This is a genomic window from Kribbella sp. NBC_00359 (assembly GCF_036097425.1).
In the GTDB taxonomy this organism is placed as follows: domain Bacteria; phylum Actinomycetota; class Actinomycetes; order Propionibacteriales; family Kribbellaceae; genus Kribbella.
In genome coordinates this window covers 949,584-966,433 of record NZ_CP107975.1, presented here as the reverse complement: position 1 = coordinate 966,433, position 16,850 = coordinate 949,584, and the positions used below count along the sequence as shown (strand labels likewise).

Sequence of the window (16,850 nt, the reverse complement as noted above, 5' to 3'; positions counted from 1 at the left end):
GGTGGTGGGTCGACGGAATCGGGCCGAGGCTTCAGGATGTGCGCATGAGCACCGTCCAGGTCCGGGTCGATCGGAACAGCCGTACCCCGTTGCACGTGCAGTTGGCGCAGCAACTCGAGGCGGCGATCCAGGACGGTGAACTGCCGGTCGGATCCCGGTTGAGCAACGAGGTCGATCTGGCCGAGGCGTACGGCCTGAGCCGGCCGACGGTCCGGCAGGCGATCGCCCGCCTGGTCGACCAGGGCCTGCTGGTGCGCAAGCGTGGCGTCGGCACCCAGGTAGTGGGGAACTCCGGCCAAGTACGGCGCTCTCTCGAGCTCACCAGCCTGTACGACGACCTGGCCGCGGCGCACCGGAAGCCGGAGACCGACGTACTGCGCTTCGGCGTCGCTCCGGCCACTGCGGAGGTCGCTGCCGCGCTGCAGTGCGAGGAGGGGGACCGAGTGCTCCGGCTGGAGCGGCTGCGGCGGGCGGACGGCGAGCCGCTGGCGCTGATGCGGAACTGGCTCCCGCCTGACCTCCTGGAGACGGACCCAGCCACTCTGGCCGAGCGGGGTCTCTACCAACTGCTGCGGGCCGAAGGGGTGCGGCTGAAGGTGGCGCACCAGACCATCTCCGCCATCCCCGCCTCGCTCGAGCAGGCCCGGCTCCTGTCCGAGGAGCCCGGCGCACCACTCCTGGCGACCACCCGGATCACGTACGACGACCACGGCCAGCCGGTCGAGTACGGCTCCCACCTCTACCGCGCCAGCCGCTACTCCTTCGAACACACCCTCGTCCACCGCTGAGGCGGGATTGCAACAAGCTGCAATTTTCTGGACCACGTCGTGACGCGATGGATACGGTCAGTGAGCCTCTCGCATGTCACGGTTGTCCACAGGGCGCCGGATGCGAGTGGCGCGGGGTGCCCCACGGTTGAAAGGATGGTCGCGCATGGTGACCGCGTGGTCGCCAGACGGGACACACACGGGGAGACCGATGACAGCCGACAGACTCGCCGCGCGCCGGTCGGGCTGGGACGGCGCGGTCGAGCTGATCGACGCCCAGGTGCGCGATGTGGTGCGCCGGGAGGGCATCGATCCGCTCCGTGATCCGGGCGCGGTGAACGCGATCGTCGCCACCGTCGTCCGCGAGTACGACGAGCGCAGCCTGTCCGGTGTGGTGCCGCCGATCGGTGACCTGGAGGCGGTCAGCCGGGAGGTGCACGACCGGGTGGCGGGCTTCGGCCCGTTGCAGCGGTTCCTGGACGACCCGACTGTCGAAGAGATCTGGATCAACGAGCCGAGCCGGGTGTTCATCGCCCGCGAAGGCCGGCACGAGCTGACCACGACCGTGCTGACCGAGGAGGAGGTCAGCGATCTGGTCGAGCGGATGCTCAAGACCACCGGCCGGCGGATCGACGTGTCCCAGCCGTTCACGGACGCCCGGCTGCCGGACGGGAGCCGCGTGCACATCGTGCTCGGCGGCATCACCCAGCGGTACGCGGCGATAAATATCCGCAAGTTCACCGTCCGCGCCACCCGGCTGAGCGATCTGGTCGCGCTCGGTTCGCTGACGCCACATGCGGGTGCGGTGCTGGAGGCCGCGGTCGCGGTCGGTCTCAACGTCCTCGTCTCCGGCGGCACGCAGGCCGGCAAGACCACGATGCTGAACGCCTTGGCCGGCTCGATCCCCGGCAGTGAGCGGGTGATCAGCTGCGAGGAGGTCTTCGAGATCAAGTTGCCGATCCCCGACTGGGTGTCGATGCAGACGCGGCAGGCAGGTCTGGAGGGCACCGGCGAGGTGCGGCTGCGCGACCTGGTCAAGGAGTCGCTCCGGATGCGGCCGTCGCGGCTGATCGTCGGTGAGGTGCGCGGCGAGGAGTGCCTGGATCTGCTCCTGGCGCTGAACAGCGGCCTCCCCGGCATGTGCACGATCCATGCGAACTCGGCGCGTGAGGCGCTGACCAAGATGTGCACGCTGCCCTTGCTCGCGGGAGAGAACATCGGATCCCGGTTCGTGCTGCCGACGGTGGCCGGCTGCGTGGATCTCGTCGTACACCTCGGGATCGGGGCGGACGGGCAGCGCCGGGTGCGGGAGATCGTGGGCGTCAGCGGGCGGATCGAGGAGCAGGCGATCGAGACCGAGACGCTGTTCGGCACGGTCGACGGGCATCTGCGCCGGGCCGAGGGGCATCTGCCGCATCCCGAGCGGTTCCTGCAGGCCGGGTACAACCTGGCCGGGCTGCTGACCGAGTTGCCGCGGGGTGTTGGCTGATGGGGCTCCTGCTGGGGCTGTTCTTCGGGATCGGCTTGCTGCTGATCATCGCGACGTTCGTCGCGCCGGCGGATTCCCAGCCGGCCACGGACGGGCGGTTGATCGCCCGGAGCCGGGAGTTGCTCGCGAGCGCGGGGATCGAAGGCGTGACGCCGGCCGCGTTCATCGGCGCGTGCGTGATCACTGGACTGGTCGGGTTCTTGCTGATGCTCGTGGTGTCGGGGGCCTGGCCGGTCGGTGTGGTGTTCGGTCTGATGGCCGGCGGGATGCCGATCGCTTTGGTGCGGAGCCGGGCGCGGAAGCGGCTGGCCGAGTTCCGTGAGCTGTGGCCGGACGTGGTGGACAACATCGCGTCGGCGGTGCGGGCCGGGCTGTCGCTGTCCGAAGCGCTGGCTCAGGTGGGTGAGCGAGGGCCGCTGCCGTTGCGCGAACCGTTCCGGCGGTTCGGAGCGGACTACGCGTCGACGGGCCGGTTCGCGGAGTCGCTGGATCGGTTGAAGGCACGGCTCGCGGATCCGGTCGGCGATCGCGTGGTCGAGGCGTTGCGGATCGCGCGCGAGGTCGGTGGTGGGGATCTCGGGCGGTTGCTTCGGTCGCTGTCGTCGTTCCTGCGCGACGATGCCCGGACCAGGTCCGAGCTCGAGTCGCGACAGTCGTGGTCGGTCAACGGCGCTCGCGTCGCTGTGGCCGCGCCGTGGCTGGTGCTGGCGTTGCTGTCCTTCCAGGGCGACGTCATCCAGCGCTACAACTCCGCGATGGGTGCGTTGATCATCGGTGCGGGCGCGGTCGTGTGTGTGGTCGCGTATCGGTTGATGTTGCGGATCGGCCGGTTGCCCGAGCCCGAGCGGGTGTTGCGATGAGTCCGTTGCTGATGGGCGGTCTCGTCGGGGCGCTGTTCGGTGCCGGCCTGTTGGTTGTCGTACGGCGGTTGCCGTTCTTGCGGAGGCCGACGGCCGACGAGCGGATCTCGCCGTACCTGCGTGATCTCGGCGGGCCCGAGGTGTTCGTGGGGGTGGTGAGCTCGGGTTCGCCGTTCCACGCGATCCTGCGGTTGTTCGGGCCGTCGCTGCGGTCGGGTGCGCAGCGGCTGGAGCGCCTGCTCGGCGGGGCGAACTCGATCCGCCGGCGGCTGGCGCGGGCCGGGGTGGAGCGGACGGTCGAGGAATTCCGGATCGAGCAGTTGCTGTGGGGGACCGTCGCGTTCGGTGGTGCGTTGGTCGTCTCGGTCGTCGCGCTGTCGCTCGGCACCGGCAACCCGATCGGGATGCTGGCGTTCTGTACTCTGCTCGGTGTCCTCGGAGTGCTTGCCCGAGACACCTATCTCACCTCGCAGGTACGGCGTCGCGAGCGCCGGCTGCTCGTCGAGCTGCCGACCGTGGCCGAGTTGCTCGCGCTGTCGGTGGCGGCCGGTGAGGGTCCGGCCGGGGCCCTCGACCGGGTCGCGCGATCGTGCCGGGGTGAGCTGGCGGACGAACTGAAGCGTGTCCTGGCCGAGACGAGGGCGGGGGAGACGCTGGTCCGCGCGCTCGACGCGTTGGCGGATCGCACCGGTCTGCTGGCGCTCTCGCGGTTCGCGGACGGGCTGGCGGTGGCGCTCGAACGCGGCACCCCGCTGGCCGACGTCCTGCGGGCGCAGGCCGGTGACATTCGTGAGGCGGGGCGGCGCGAGCTGATCGAGTCCGGCGCGCGCCGCGAGGTAGCCATGATGGTCCCGGTGATCTTTCTGGTCCTGCCGGTGACCATCGCCTTCGCCTTCTATCCAGGCGCTGTCGGAATCCGGCTGATCGCCGGATGAACTGAGGAGAACTCATGTCCCTACTCCTGACCAGGGTGTTCCTGGCGGTGCTGCTGAAGCCACGCGAGGCCCGCAGAGAACGCGGCGATGTCCCCGGCTGGGTGCTCATCACGGTGATGACGGCCGGTCTGGTCGTTGCGATCTGGCAGCTCGCCGGCACGCAGTTGCAGCGAATGCTCCAAGACGCGTTGGACTCCGTCGGCAACAAGTGATGCGTTCCGCCCACCTGCGCTCGGCCGCGGGCCGGTCTGCGCCGCGGTCACGCGACGAGCGTGGGTCGGCGGTGGTGGATTTCGTGCTGGTCTCGATGCTCGTAGTCCCTTTGTTCTTAGGGATCCTGCAGGTCGGGCTCTACCTGTACGTGCGCAACACGGTGACGGCGGCGGCATCGGAGGGCGCGCACTATGCGGCCGTACTCAACCGGGTGCCCGCGGACGGTGAATCGCGGACGCGTGATCTGGTCGGCGGTGTGGTGCGGGACCAGTTGATCGACTCGGTGTCCGCCGAGGAGACCGACGTCGACGGGCAGCCGGGAGTGCTGGTCGTGGTCAAGGCGCACATGCCACCGCTCGGTCTGTGGGGTCCCGGGATCGACTTCAGCGTCGAAGGGCACGCCGTGAAGGAGACCGGCGAATGAGCACCTGGTGGATCTTCCGCCGACGCGACGAACGCGGTAGCGCGGTCGTGGAGTTCTCCTGGCTGGCGATCCTGCTGATGGTTCCGTTGGTGTACGTGATGCTCGCGGTCTTCGACGTACAGCGAGCCTCGTACGGCGCGACCGCGGCAACCCGGGCGGCAGGGCGGGCGTTCGTCATCGTGCCGGAAGGATTGTCGGAGGACGACGCTCGCGCGCGGGCGTTCGACGCGGCGCGCCTGGCGATGAAGGACCAGGGGATGGAGCTGAGCCCTGACCAGCTCCGGATCACCTGCGACCCCGCCTGCCTCGAGCCCGGCTCGACCGTGACAGTCACCCTCGACACCGAAGTTCGCCTGCCACTGATCCCGGACGCCCTCGGCGGTGAACCCCCGGCGATCCACATCAGCGCCTCCCACACCGAGCCGTACGGCGACTACCGCGAAGCCAAGGGCAACGGATGAGGCGCCGGGACGAGCAGGGTCAGATGACCGTGCTGATCATCGGGTTCACCGCGATCATCCTGCTGATGATCGTGGTGGTCACCGATATCTCGAAGGTGTTCCTGGTCCGCCGGGATCTGGACGCGACCGCGGACGGGGCGGTGCTGGCGGCGGCCAACGGGCTGGCGGCGATCTACGCGCAGCCGGCCGCGGACGGCAACGCCGAGCTCGACCCGGACGAGGCGCGCCGGCTGACCGCCGAGTATCTGGATCAAGTTGCCGCAAGCAACAGATTCGACGGGCTGGACTGGTCGGCGGACGTCGCCGGTACGACGGTGACCGTGCGGCTCACGTCGTCCGTCGACCTCCCGTTCGAGCCACCCGGCTGGCCCGGCTCCTCCGACATCGCCTCGGAAGCCGCAGCCGTCGTGCCGATCCGCTGACGTCCGCGGATCATGCCGTGGGTTTGCTCGGTCAGGCGAAGAGGCCCGGGTTGTCGTTCAGCCAGGTGGTGAAGGTGCGGGCCGGGTGGCCGGTCAGCAGTTCGACGCCGCGCTCGATCGGCTGCGGCCTGCCAACCTGGGAAGCCCAGTAGGCGAGCAACGTCTCGCGCTGGCCGGGGTCTCGCAGTTGCAGCTCGGCCCGGGCCTGGTCGGGGGTGAGATCGACAGCCTCGATCGGGACCCCGGTGACCTGGGTGATCAGCTCGATCTGGTGCCGCCGGGTCATGGACTCCGGGCCGGTGAGCGGGTAGCCGCGGCCGTCGTGGCCGTTGCCCGGTCCGTCGAGCAGGATGCGGAGCGCGGCATCGGCGATGTCCTGCTCGTGGATCGGCGCTTCCTCGGCGTCGAGGTACGGCAGCCGGATCTGCCCGGTCGCGCGCACCTGGTGTGACCAGAACTTCGCGTTGCTCATGAACGCGCCGGGCTGCAGCCGGGTGGTCGCATAGGACCCGGCGGCGATGACGCGTTCGGTCCTTGCATGCGGATCCTCGGGACCGCCGAGCGAGGACAGCGACGAGAGCATCACCACCTGCTTCACCCTGGCGGCGTCGGCTGCCGCGACGAACGCCGGCGCCGAGGACGGATCGGAGTACAGGAACACCTGGCTGATGCCGTGCAGCGCGGGGCCGGGGTCGGCCGGGTCATAGCCGACCGCAGCAGCTCCCAAGGTCGAGGGTTCGCGGGAGGCGACGCGGATGTCGTGACCGGCGGCGGTGAGGCCGGTGGCGACGGCGCGGGCGATCGTGCCGCGGCCGCCGGTGACGAGGATTGTCATTGGGTTTGCTCCAAAGATGTAGTGACTACAAGATTGGATGAAGTAAAGCAGATGCCCTACCCTCGGTGCAATGGAGAGCGGTGCGACGGAGAGCGGGCGGCGGGAGCGGAAGAAGCGGCAGACCCGGCAGGTCATCTCGGACGTCGCGACGACGCTGTTCCTGGAGCGCGGCTTCGACGCGGTGACCGTGGCGGAGGTGGCGCGCGCGGCGGATGTCGCCGTACAGACGGTGTTCAACCACTTCCCGACCAAGGAGGACCTGTTCTTCGACGAGCAGGGGTGGTGGCGCGGTCCGGCGCGGGCGATCCGGGAGGCGCCGGCCGACGCGGATCCGGTGGAGGTGCTGGAGGCGAGCTATCTGGCCGGGATCCGGGACCGGCTGGAGGTCGGGCATTTGGCCACCTGGAAGCAGTTCGTTCGCACGATCGAGGACAGCCCGGCCCTGCTGGCCCGTCGTCGCCTGAACGCGGCGGAACTCGAGACCTTGCTGACCGCCGCCCTCGACGAGCGGCGCCCCGAGCATCTGCGGAACCGGCTGATCGCCGCTCAGTTCGCGGGCGCGCTGAAGGTCCTGGAAGAAGAACTGCTGCGCCTCCTGCCCGACAAGGCGTCCGCGGCCGACCTCGAACAGGTGCGGGCCGAGCTCGAGAAGGCGGTCGCCTACGTCTTCGGCGTACTGCGGCATGGCCTCGGTTTACCGGTGACCACCGCCTAGCGGGTACGCTGCTTGGTTGTGGCTGGACTGGATTTTGACGCGGAGCTCAAGCAGCTCGACGCGACGCTGACCTCGATCGAGAAGGTGCTCGATCTCGATTCGCTGCGCAAGGAGATCGCCGAGCTCGGTGAGGCGGTCGCGGCACCCGACCTGTGGGACGACCAGGCGAACGCGCAGAAGGTGACGTCCCGGCTGTCCAGCCTGCAGTCCGATGTCGAGCGGGTGACCACGCTGCGCGGCCGCCTCGACGACCTCGGTGCGCTGATCGAGCTCGGCCGCGAGGAGAACGACTCCGACAGCATGGCCGAGGCGGAGAAGGATCTCGGTCCGCTGAGCAAGGCGATCCAGTCCCTCGAGGTCCGCACGCTGCTGTCCGGTGAGTACGACGAGCGCGAGGCGCTGGTCACGATCCGCTCCGGCGCGGGCGGTGTGGACGCGGCGGACTTCGCCGAGATGCTCCAGCGGATGTACCTGCGCTGGGCCGAGCGGCACGGTTACCCGACCGAGGTCTACGACACGTCGTACGCCGAAGAGGCCGGGATCAAGTCGACCACGTTCGGGGTCAAGGCGCCGTACGCGTACGGCACGCTGAGTGTGGAGTCGGGTACGCACCGGCTGGTCCGGATCTCTCCGTTCGACAACCAGGGCCGCCGGCAGACGTCGTTCGCGGCGGTCGAGGTGGTCCCGGTGCTCGAGCAGACCGACGAGATCGACGTACCCGAGGAAGAGCTGCGGATCGACGTGTACCGGTCGTCCGGCCCGGGTGGTCAGAGCGTCAACACCACCGACTCCGCGGTCCGGATCACGCACATCCCGACCGGCACCGTGGTCTCCTGCCAGAACGAGAAGTCCCAGCTGCAGAACAAGGCGTCCGCGATGGTGATCCTGAAGGCCAAGCTGCTGGCGCTGAAGAAGGCCGAGGAGCGGGCCCAGATCGACGCGCTGCGCGGTGACGTGCAGGGCTCGTGGGGTGACCAGATGCGGTCGTACGTGCTGCACCCGTACCAGATGGTGAAGGACCTGCGGACGCAGTACGAGTCCGGCAACACGTCCGGCGTCTTCGACGGCGAGATCGACGACTTCATCGAGGCCGGCATCCGCTGGCGCCGCACCGGCCAAACGGTTGCCGAGCACAACTGACCTCCGCGCCGACTGCAGTAGCTGCTTCGGGCTCTGCTGTGTGGCGCTGACGTTCAGCAGGTCGGCGGACTTCGCGATCGACAAGCCGGCGGGCGAGGCCTGCCCGAATCTGTCCACCGACTTCCGGTGCGGCATTCACAGCCGGCTGCGCTCCAAGGGCTTCCCTGGCTGCACGGTTTACGACTGCTTCGGCGCCGGCCAGGAGATCTCCCGGCGCGCCGGCACGAGCTGGCGGGAGCAACCGGGGCAGTCGATGTTCGCGGCCCTGCCGATCCTGCGCCAGCTGCACGAGCTGCTGTGGTATCTCACGGAAGCCCTTGAATACAAGGCGTTCGACGCCGAGGTCCGCGCGGCGATCGACCGGGTCGAAGGTGTGAGTCGTACGGCGGACCTGACCACGGTGGATGTGGACGCGGAGCGGGCCGCGGTCAACGAGTTGCTGCTGAAGACGAGTCAGCTCGTCCGTGGCAAGCAGAGCAAGAAGAAGGACCGCCGCGGCGCCGACCTGATCGGCGCCCGTCTCCGTGGCGCCGACCTCGCGAAGGCCAACCTGCGTGGTGCGTATCTGATCGCCGCCGACCTGCGTGACGCGGACCTTCGCCAGGCGGACCTGATCGGCGCCGATCTTCGCGACGCCGACCTCCGCGGCGCTGACCTGACCGGCGCCCTCTTCCTGACGCAGTCCCAGGTCAACGCCGCCAGAGGCGACCAGGTCACCAAACTCCCGCAGGCCGTCAACCGCCCGCCGCACTGGTGAGCACGGCGAACGCTCAAGCGCGCGAGCGCAGTTGGTGCGTGACCGGCGTCATCAGCAGCGAGACTGCGGTGATCGCCAGCGCCACCGCGGCAAGTGCCTTGCCCTGGTCCCATGACGTGCCGGCCAGCGCGAGGTACGCCGTACCGACCGTGGCCGCGCCGAGGGCGAGACAGGTCTGCTGGCTGGTGAGCAGGATGCCGCTGCCGAGGCCTGCCTGGGCCGCCGGGACCTGACCGAGCACGACGCCGATCAGCGGCACCATGACCAGGCCGGAGCCGAAGCCGGCGACCAGCATCGGTACGGCGAGCTTCCACGGGTTCACGTCCGGCCAGATGGTGAGGGCGACGATCGCGAGCAGGGAATAGCCGACCGCCTGGATGATCCACCCGCGCAGGATCAGGCCGGCGCCGTACCGCACCTGCAGGCGCGGGCCATAGATCGAGGTGATCAGGAACCCGACCGCCATCGGCAGCAGGCTCAGACCGCCTTCCAGCGGGGACATGTGCGCCTCGCCCTGCGTAGCGAGCGCGAACACGAACATGAAGCCACCGAAGGTGGTGAAGAACGCCACCGCCAGGAGGAGGCCGATCCGCATCGCGCGCAGCCGCAGGACGGTCGGTGGGATCAGTGGGGACTTGCTTGCCTGCTCCGAGCGGTGCTGGTGCAGGCCGAGCACCGCTACGGCCGGAATCGTCGCGGCGAGGCAGAGCCACGTCCAGAGTGGCCAGCCGAGCGGTCGACCCTCCGTGAGTGGCAGCAGCAGAAGCACCAGGGTCAGTGCGAGCAGCGCGGCGCCGACGAGGTCGACGCGCTGGGCCTTGTCGGCCTTGGTCTCCGGCAGCAGCCGGATCGCGGCTACGACGGCCAGGAGGCCGACCGGGACGTTGACGAGGAACACCGCCCGCCAGCCGAGGTCGAAGACATTGGCCTCGACCAGTACGCCGCCGAGGATCTGACCGAGTGCGGCCGCGGCACCGCCCGCCACGCCGAACATGGCCATCGCGCGGGCGCGGTGTTCGCCCGTGAGGAGGCTCGAGATCGACGCGAGGACCTGCGGGGTCATGGCGGCGGCCGTGGCGCCCTGGACGACGCGGGCCGCGAGGAGTACGCCGATGGTCGGGGCGATGGCGCAGATCAGCGACATCACCGTGAAGCCGGTCAGGCCGATCAGGAACAGGCGCTTGCGGCCGAAGCCGTCGCCGAGGCGACCGCCGACGACCAGCAGAGTGGCGTTGGCGATGCCGTAGCTGCCGACGACGAGCTGGAGCTCGCCGGACGACGCGCTCAGGTCCGAGCCGATGGCCGGCAGGGCGACGTTGATGATGAAGAAGGAGAGCATCGGCAGGAAGGCGCCGAAGAGCAAGGTGGTCAAGGCCACCGGCCCCAGCGGCGACGCGGCGGCACGCGGCCGGGCGGCGACCGGGGTGGTGGCGGCTTGGAGCTGGTCTGTCATGCCTCCACCCTGCGCGCACTCCGAGCCTGGTGGTGAGAGCCTGTTGATCCTGGTATTCACACCACCTGGAACCAGGCTCCAATACAGCCCATGATGGTCTTATGGCCACTCTCCCAGCCCCCACCGACAGTTCTGCTCGCGTGATGCGGGGGTTGTCCGAAGGTCCTGCTGTGGACAAGGGTGAGCAGCGGCGTGAGCTCGGAGTGTTCCTGCGGAGCCGGCGGGAGCGGATTCAGCCCGACGAGGTTGGGTTTGCGCCGGGTGGGCGGCGGCGGACGCCGGGGTTGCGGCGGGAAGAGGTGGCACTGCTCGCGGGAGTGGGTGTCACTTGGTACACGTGGTTGGAGCAGGGGCGGGACATCAACGTGTCGGCGCAGGTGCTGGAGGCGGTGGCGAACACGTTGCGGCTCGACCGGCAGGAGCGCAATCACCTGTTCACGTTGGCTGGGCTCCAGTTCGGTCCGGCGCGGGGTGAGTGCGCGGTGCTGCCCGCGTCGCTGCAGAAGACGCTCGACGCGGTCTCGCCGTACCCGGCTCTGGTTCTGAACGCGCGCTACGACATCCTCGCGTTCAACGAGGCGTACTGCCGCGTGGTGCTGGACCTGCGGGAGATCCCGGTCGAGGAACGCAACATGCTCTGGGTGACGTTCGTGTCGAACGAGTGGCGCTGCAACTTCGTGGAGTCCGAGTCGATGAAGCTGCACATGGTCGCCGGGTTCCGGGCGGCGATGGCCGACCACGTGGGCGAGCCGGCCTGGCAGGACCTGGTCGCCCGGCTGCTCGCGGGGTCGAAGCTGTTCGCGGAGCTGTGGGAGCGGTACGAGGTGGCCGCGCCGAGCACCCGGATCAAGGTGCTGGAGAACGCGAAGGCCGGCGTACTGCGGATCGAGCCGGTCAACCTGTGGCTGTCGCAGCTCGGACAGATCCGGGCGACGGTCTACACCGCCGCCGACGAGGCCACCGAAGCAAAGCTCCAAGCCCTCGTCAGCGCCACCTGAAACGGCCGGAGCGGATCCGATCAGGCCGTGTCGCGGTCCGGCCAGGCTGCCTTGAGGGTCTGGAGGGCGACAGCGATCGCCGGACGGCGGGCGGTGGTCGTGCGCCAGACGGCGTACAGGCGGCGGCTCGGCGCAGGCTGGAGCGGTACGACGACCACACCGTCGGGGATCGGGCCGCGGCCGAGCCGGGGGAGCAGGCCGATACCGATGCCGCGGGCAAGCATGGCCAGCTGGGTCTGGTACTCCGCGACCGAGTAGGCGACGTTCGGCTCGACGCCGGCGCGACGCATCGTCCGGACCAGCCATTCGTGGCAGATCGACCCGGCCGGCTGGCAGATCCACCGCTCGCCGACCAGGTCCTCCGCGCGGACGAACTCCTTGCCTGCCAGGCGATGCGTCGCGGGGATCAGCACGTCAGCGGGATCCGATCCGAGCTTCACCCGCGACAGACCTTCCGGCAGGCCGAGCGGCGCGTTGTGCCAGTCGTGGACGACCGCGACGTGGATCTCGCCACGGTTGACCGCGGCAACGGCCTCGAACGGATCGGTCTCGACGACGCGGACGTCGAGTCCCGGATTGTCGTCGATCAACCGGGCCAGGGCCGGCGGCAACAATCCCCGGGCGGCCGTCGGGAACGCGGCGATGCTGAGCGTGCCGATCGCCTGGCCGCGCTGCTCTTCCAGGGTCAGCTCGGCGTCCTCGACCAGCTCGAGGATGCGCGCTGCCGTCGCTGCCAACTCCCGCGCCGCGTCGGTCAGGACGATCCCGCGGCCCTGGCGCTCGACCAGCGTCGTGCGCGTCTCCCGCTCCAGTTTGGCCAGCTGCTGCGACACCGCCGACGGTGTGTACCCGAGCACCTCGGCGGCGCGATTGACCGAGCCGTACTGGGCGATGGCGTGCAGAGCGCGGAGCCGGCCGAGATCGATCATGTAGCACCCCTACATCGAAGGCGGTAGCAATCAGTGCTGGTCCTTAAGTGTAGTCCCGCCCAGACTGGATCGCATGAAGCCTCGTGACCTGCTGCTCGCGCTCGCCGTCGTTGTCGTCTGGGGTGTCAACTTCGTCGTCATCGAGGTCGGGCTGGAAGGCTTCCCACCGCTGCTGTTCTCCGCGCTGCGCTTCTTCTTCGCCGCGGTCCCGGCGATCTTCCTGCTCGGCAAGCCGCGGGTGGCCTGGCGGTACGTGATCGGCGTCGGCCTCGCGCTCGGGGTGGCGAAGTTCGGCCTGCTCTTCATCGCGATGAAGCACGGCGTCCCGGCCGGCCTGGCGTCGCTGGTGCTGCAGTGCCAGGTGATCTTCACGGTCCTGTTCGCGATCGTCGTACTGCGCGAACGCCCGCGGCTGGCGCAGATCGCCGGCATTCTGATCGCCTGCGTCGGAATGGTCCTGATCATGCTCGACCACGGGCTGTCCGCGCCGCTGGGCGCACTCGCGCTGGTGATCGCGGCCGGCGCGTTCTGGGGAGTCTCCAACACGATCACCCGCTACGCGAAGCCGCAGGACACGTTGCGCTTCATGATCTGGGTCAGCGCGGTGGCCGTCGTACCGCTGCTGCTGTTGTCCTTGCTCACTGAGGGCGCGCACGCGGACCTGGACGCGCTGCACGGGATCAGGCTCACCGGCGTCGGCGCGATCGCCTATGTCGCCTTCGCTGCCACGCTGTTCGGCTTCGGAGTCTGGGGCTATCTCCTGCGCCAGTACGACGCCAGCACCGTGGCGCCGTTCTCCCTCTTGGTGCCGATCGTTGGGATGGCGGCTGCCTGGCTGCTACGCGGCGAGGCAGTCGGCCTGCAGCAGGGGATCGCGGCGGTCCTGGTGATCGGTGGGATGGCCTGCACCGTGATCCGGCGCCGGACCCCGCGTGCGGCGGAGTCCGACGAGCGGGTCGTGGTGGAGTCAGCTGTCTGATCCGACGGGCAGCCGCATCGGCGGCATCTCCCAGCCGCGGGCCAGCGAGGACTCGTACGCCGGTGCACCGCCGGCGAAGTACTCGGTGAACTTCATGATCAGCGGATCCCACCGGAGCGGGTCGATGTAGCGGTCGTTGCTCATCAACAGGTCCTCGCGGACATGCACGCGCTCGACCTTCATCTCCAGGGCACACAGGTGAGAATCGGGTCCGCCGATGTCGTGGATGTTCACGATCCGGCCCTCGAGGTTGATCGGGCTCTCCTGGACCGCGTCGACATCGACCAGGTCACCCGGCTCGCGGGTCAGCCCGGCCGCCGCGAACTTGTCCGGCTCGAAGCGGTAGCCGCGGGCGCGCTTGGCGTCGGACATCTGCTCCGACCCGGTCAGCAACGCGATCCGGTCGAGGGCGGCGACCATATCCGGATCGACCAGGTTGAGGACCACCTCGGGCCGCTCGGTGAGGTTCTTGACGGCCTGGGCGCTGGTGCCCATGCCCAGCATCGCGGTGTAGCCGAGCCACCAGGCCGACGACATCGGGCTGAGGTTCGTGCTGCCGTCCGGGTTGCGGGAGCTGATCAGCACGACCGGCGTGCCGAAATACAGGACCTTGGGTTCAACGATTCGCTTCACGCTGATGGAACGTCCGTGCGCCAGGATGTGTGAGTGGACGCTCACCAAGTCAGCCGGCTGACCGCACGCTGGATCGAGAACCTCCCCGGCGAGGGCAGCACCGTCGTCTCCGGCCTCGGAGTGCAGCCGCTCCTCGCGATCCTCGCCGAGCTCGCCGACGACCCCGCGCGCACCGAGCTCGCCGAAGCCGCCGGTGGACGGTACGGCGGTCTCCTGCAGACGCCCGAACTCCGGATGGCCCTGGGCCTGTGGACGCGACCGGAGATCGAGTTGCAGCCGGGCGTGGATCGATTCCTGCCGCCGGAGGTCCGGGGCACGTTGACGGATCAGGCTGCGCTGGACGCGTGGGTGGTCGAGCACACCGACGGTCTCGTACGGCGGATGCCGATCGAGCTCAACCCGGATGTGCTTCTGGTGCTGGCGTCCGCGTTGGCATTGAGGACCAAGTGGGCGCTGCCGTTCACTGAGTACCCGCGCGGGGAGCGTCGGTGGTTGAGCCGGACCGACTATGACCTGGACACGGTTCGCGTGTTCGAGAGTCCGGCCGGTCCGCTCACCGTCGTGACGGTCGTCGGCACCGGGGAGTTCGACGTACGCCTGGTGGCGGGTGAGGCCGGGAGGGGCGCCGTACTCGCGGCCGCGCTCGAGCTGAGCGGGGACGGGGTGAGTGGGTCGGAGTTGCTGGCTCGTGAACGGTCCGCGCCGGCCCTGGAGGTGATCGAGTCGATGTCGCCGGTGCCGAGCGTCATCCTGTCGCTGCCGTACTTCGAGGTCGACGCGGAGCACGATCTGCTCGAGCATCCCGAGGTGTTCGGTCTGCGAGCGGCGATGGACAACAGCCAAGGACATTTCCCTGGGCTGAGTCCGCAGCCCCTCGCCGTCGACCAGGCCAAACAGGCCGTCATGGCACGCTTCTCCGCCACCGGCTTCGAGGCAGCCGCCGTCACTGCAATGGCGATGGCCGCCGGATCCGCCCCAACTCCAGGCGCCAAGGCCCTACTCATCTCCTTGGAACGACCCTTCGGCTTCATCGCCCTCCACCGCCCAACCGGAGTACCAGTCGTAGCCGGCTGGGTGAACTACTCGTAGGGGTTCGCCGGGGCGGTGACTGGTTTGACGGTGTTGATGGTGAGGGCGGCGACGTCGCCGTCGGGGCGTTTGGAGGGTTCGGCCCATTCGCCGGTCACAGTGACCCACTGGTTCTTCGGCGGGGCGGTCTGGCCGCGGGCCTCGACCATGAACGCCGTACCGTCGGCGACGCAACAGGTCAGGCCGATGCGGGTCACGTACCAGGTGCCGTTCTTGGCCGGGGTGACGAAACCGGTCAGCTGGAACGCGCGGCCCTTCATGCTGTCCCGCTCCCAGACCGCCCAGACGGCGTAGTCCCGGACCGCCAGCGCGACGGGTGCATCGCCCTGGGTGTTGCCGGCGAGCCAGGAGTTGCTCGTCGGATCGGCCGCTTTCGCGGCGACCGGGGACTGGCGCCGGGCCGCGTCCGCGCCGAGGGCGGGCGGGTCGACGACGAGCAGCGCGAAGATCGGGATGAGCAGCAACCAGGCGGCTCTGGGCAGACCGTGGTGACCATGCCCGTCGTCGGCCGGCTCCGTCCTGCGGGTGTCCGCGAGTACGTCGACGACCGCGAGCACGATCAGGATCAGGCCGGCCGCGAGCAGCATCCAGCGCATGCCGGGCTTCACGTAGCGCAGGTAGACACCCGAGGTCGCGAGTTGCACCACCGCGGCGCCGACGAACACGACCACCAGGCCGGCGACACTGCGCTTCACAGCAACCACCACCCGACGACGAGACTGGCGAGTACGGCGACCACGAAGGTGGCCGGCGCGAAGCGGACGGCGAACTTCGGCCCGAACGTCCCGGTCTGCAGCGCGATCAGTTTCACGTCCACGATCGGCCCGACCACCATGAACGCGAGCCGCGCCGTCAACGAGAACTGCGTCAGGCTCGCCGCCACGAACGCATCCGCCTCCGAGCAGATCGCCAGCAGTACGGCGAGCAGCCCGAGGATGAGCACGGACAACAGCAAGCTCCCGGCGACGTGGTCGAGCCAGGTGCGCGGGACGGCCACGTTGAGTGTGGCCGCGGCCGCGGCGCCGACGACCAGGAACCCACCGGCATGCAGGAAGTCGTGCAGCATCGACGACCGGAACACCTCGAACCTGCTGGCGTCGTCCGCATGCCGGTTCTTCGGCATCTTCAGCCACGACCCGCCCCTGCCGGTCAGCAACCACAGCCAGCCGAGGATCATCGAGACCCCGAGCGAGGTCACCGCCCGCGCGACCACCACCTTCGGCTGACCGGGAAACGCGACCGCGGTCGACGCGAGTACGACGGGGTTGATCGCCGGCGCGGACAACAGGAACGCGATCGCCGCGGCCGGCGTGACGCCCCGATTCATCAACGCCGCCGAGACCGGCACCGACGCGCATTCGCAGCCGGGCAGTACGACGCCGGACGCACTGGCGACCGGGACCGCGAGAGCCGGGTGCTTGGGCAGCGCCTTCGCGAAGAACGACGCCGGGACGAACGCGGTCAGCGCCGCCGACAACAGGACCCCGAGCACCAGGAACGGCAGCGCCTGCACCGTGACCCCGACGAACATCGTCGCCCAGGTCCGGATCCCGTCGTCGGTGAAGAATCCGTTGAAGATCCGCCGCCCGAACAACGCCAGCCCGACCAGCAGAACCAGCGTCGCGGTGAAGGCGAGCGAGGCCCCGGAGGACTCCTTCTGCGTCTGCTCCGAGACGTCGACCGGCGTGCTCATGGGCGGAATCCTGACACAACGCAGCGCATCCGAACGACCACTCGCAGCACAGGTAAAA

20 protein-coding genes are annotated in these 16,850 nt (G+C 69.2%); 14 read left to right on the top strand and 6 right to left on the bottom strand.

From position 1 onward, the window contains the following. The first annotated feature begins 44 nt into the window (after window positions 1-44). The 8 genes from OG876_RS04665 to OG876_RS04630 all read left to right on the top strand — a co-directional run bounded on the left by OG876_RS04665 (window position 45) and on the right by OG876_RS04630 (window position 5,571). Window positions 45-788 (top strand): GntR family transcriptional regulator, encoded by a 744-nt coding sequence (locus OG876_RS04665; protein WP_328523503.1) that lies wholly within the window; start codon window positions 45-47, stop codon window positions 786-788. A gap of 190 nt (window positions 789-978) precedes the next feature. Then, window positions 979-2,256 (top strand): CpaF family protein, encoded by a 1,278-nt coding sequence (locus OG876_RS04660; RefSeq protein ID WP_328523502.1) that lies wholly within the window; start codon window positions 979-981, stop codon window positions 2,254-2,256. Next, a complete protein-coding gene (locus tag OG876_RS04655) occupies window positions 2,256-3,116 on the top strand; it encodes a type II secretion system F family protein (protein WP_328523501.1) in 861 nt (286 codons plus the stop codon). Before OG876_RS04660 ends, OG876_RS04655 begins: the two co-directional genes overlap by 1 nt. Further along, entirely contained in the window at window positions 3,113-4,051 is a 939-nt protein-coding gene (locus OG876_RS04650) for a type II secretion system F family protein (protein WP_328523500.1), read from the top strand. The genes OG876_RS04655 and OG876_RS04650 overlap by 4 nt, the downstream gene beginning before the upstream one ends. Window positions 4,052-4,065: 14 nt before the next feature. After that, window positions 4,066-4,263: a hypothetical protein gene (locus OG876_RS04645; protein ID WP_328523499.1), complete on the top strand. Its 198-nt coding sequence runs from the start codon at window positions 4,066-4,068 to the stop codon at window positions 4,261-4,263. Beyond that, on the top strand, window positions 4,263-4,688 hold the full coding sequence (locus OG876_RS04640; protein WP_442914100.1) for a TadE/TadG family type IV pilus assembly protein: 426 nt from the start codon (window positions 4,263-4,265) through the stop codon (window positions 4,686-4,688). Before OG876_RS04645 ends, OG876_RS04640 begins: the two co-directional genes overlap by 1 nt. After that, complete coding sequence (locus OG876_RS04635; RefSeq protein WP_328523497.1) at window positions 4,685-5,149, top strand: TadE/TadG family type IV pilus assembly protein; 465 nt, start codon at window positions 4,685-4,687, stop codon at window positions 5,147-5,149. The genes OG876_RS04640 and OG876_RS04635 overlap by 4 nt, the downstream gene beginning before the upstream one ends. Window positions 5,150-5,172: 23 nt before the next feature. Next, on the top strand, window positions 5,173-5,571 hold the full coding sequence (locus tag OG876_RS04630) for a Tad domain-containing protein (RefSeq protein WP_328523496.1): 399 nt from the start codon (window positions 5,173-5,175) through the stop codon (window positions 5,569-5,571). A gap of 31 nt (window positions 5,572-5,602) precedes the next feature. Here OG876_RS04630 and OG876_RS04625 read toward each other — a convergent pair whose 3' ends face one another. Beyond that, window positions 5,603-6,406, bottom strand: a complete 804-nt coding sequence (locus tag OG876_RS04625) for an SDR family oxidoreductase (protein WP_328523495.1) — start codon at window positions 6,404-6,406, stop codon at window positions 5,603-5,605. Between the two features lie 70 nt (window positions 6,407-6,476). On the opposite strand from OG876_RS04625, the gene OG876_RS04620 reads away from it, so the two are divergent. From OG876_RS04620 to OG876_RS04610, 3 genes are read left to right on the top strand one after another with little or no spacing between them, the layout of a single operon-like run. Then, a complete protein-coding gene (locus tag OG876_RS04620) occupies window positions 6,477-7,121 on the top strand; it encodes a TetR/AcrR family transcriptional regulator (protein ID WP_328523494.1) in 645 nt (214 codons plus the stop codon). An 18-nt stretch (window positions 7,122-7,139) separates the two neighbouring features. Beyond that, a complete protein-coding gene (gene prfB, locus OG876_RS04615) occupies window positions 7,140-8,261 on the top strand; it encodes a peptide chain release factor 2 (protein WP_328523493.1) in 1,122 nt (373 codons plus the stop codon). Window positions 8,262-8,301: 40 nt separating this feature from the next. Further along, a complete protein-coding gene (locus tag OG876_RS04610) occupies window positions 8,302-9,018 on the top strand; it encodes a pentapeptide repeat-containing protein (RefSeq protein ID WP_328523492.1) in 717 nt (238 codons plus the stop codon). A 13-nt stretch (window positions 9,019-9,031) separates the two neighbouring features. Here the strand turns inward: OG876_RS04610 and OG876_RS04605 are convergent, their stop codons facing one another. Further along, the gene (locus OG876_RS04605) at window positions 9,032-10,471 is read right to left on the bottom strand and encodes an MFS transporter (protein WP_328523491.1); all 1,440 of its coding nucleotides are present in this window, start codon (window positions 10,469-10,471) and stop codon (window positions 9,032-9,034) included. Between the two features lie 101 nt (window positions 10,472-10,572). Between OG876_RS04605 and OG876_RS04600 the strand changes: the two genes are divergently transcribed. Continuing rightward, window positions 10,573-11,469, top strand: coding sequence for a helix-turn-helix transcriptional regulator (locus tag OG876_RS04600; protein ID WP_328523490.1), 897 nt, complete (start codon window positions 10,573-10,575; stop codon window positions 11,467-11,469). Window positions 11,470-11,489: 20 nt separating this feature from the next. On the opposite strand, the gene OG876_RS04595 is transcribed toward OG876_RS04600, so the two are convergent. Then, window positions 11,490-12,398, bottom strand: a complete 909-nt coding sequence (locus OG876_RS04595; RefSeq protein ID WP_328523489.1) for a LysR family transcriptional regulator — start codon at window positions 12,396-12,398, stop codon at window positions 11,490-11,492. 73 nt (window positions 12,399-12,471) lie between these two features. Here OG876_RS04595 and OG876_RS04590 point away from each other — a divergent pair, with 73 nt between their 5' ends. Beyond that, complete coding sequence (locus tag OG876_RS04590; protein WP_328523488.1) at window positions 12,472-13,377, top strand: EamA family transporter; 906 nt, start codon at window positions 12,472-12,474, stop codon at window positions 13,375-13,377. On the opposite strand, the gene OG876_RS04585 is transcribed toward OG876_RS04590, so the two are convergent. Further along, window positions 13,366-14,010: a flavin reductase family protein gene (locus OG876_RS04585; protein WP_328523487.1), complete on the bottom strand. Its 645-nt coding sequence runs from the start codon at window positions 14,008-14,010 to the stop codon at window positions 13,366-13,368. The two genes, OG876_RS04590 and OG876_RS04585, sit on opposite strands and share 12 nt — an antisense overlap. Before the next feature lie 33 nt (window positions 14,011-14,043). Here OG876_RS04585 and OG876_RS04580 point away from each other — a divergent pair, with 33 nt between their 5' ends. Then, window positions 14,044-15,099, top strand: a complete 1,056-nt coding sequence (locus OG876_RS04580; protein ID WP_328523486.1) for a serpin family protein — start codon at window positions 14,044-14,046, stop codon at window positions 15,097-15,099. Here the strand turns inward: OG876_RS04580 and OG876_RS04575 are convergent. Then, window positions 15,090-15,794 (bottom strand): TIGR03943 family putative permease subunit, encoded by a 705-nt coding sequence (locus tag OG876_RS04575; RefSeq protein WP_328523485.1) that lies wholly within the window; start codon window positions 15,792-15,794, stop codon window positions 15,090-15,092. The genes OG876_RS04580 and OG876_RS04575 overlap by 10 nt on opposite strands. After that, entirely contained in the window at window positions 15,791-16,792 is a 1,002-nt protein-coding gene (locus tag OG876_RS04570; RefSeq protein ID WP_328523484.1) for a permease, read from the bottom strand. The genes OG876_RS04575 and OG876_RS04570 overlap by 4 nt, the downstream gene beginning before the upstream one ends. Between the last annotated feature and the right edge of the window lie 58 nt (window positions 16,793-16,850).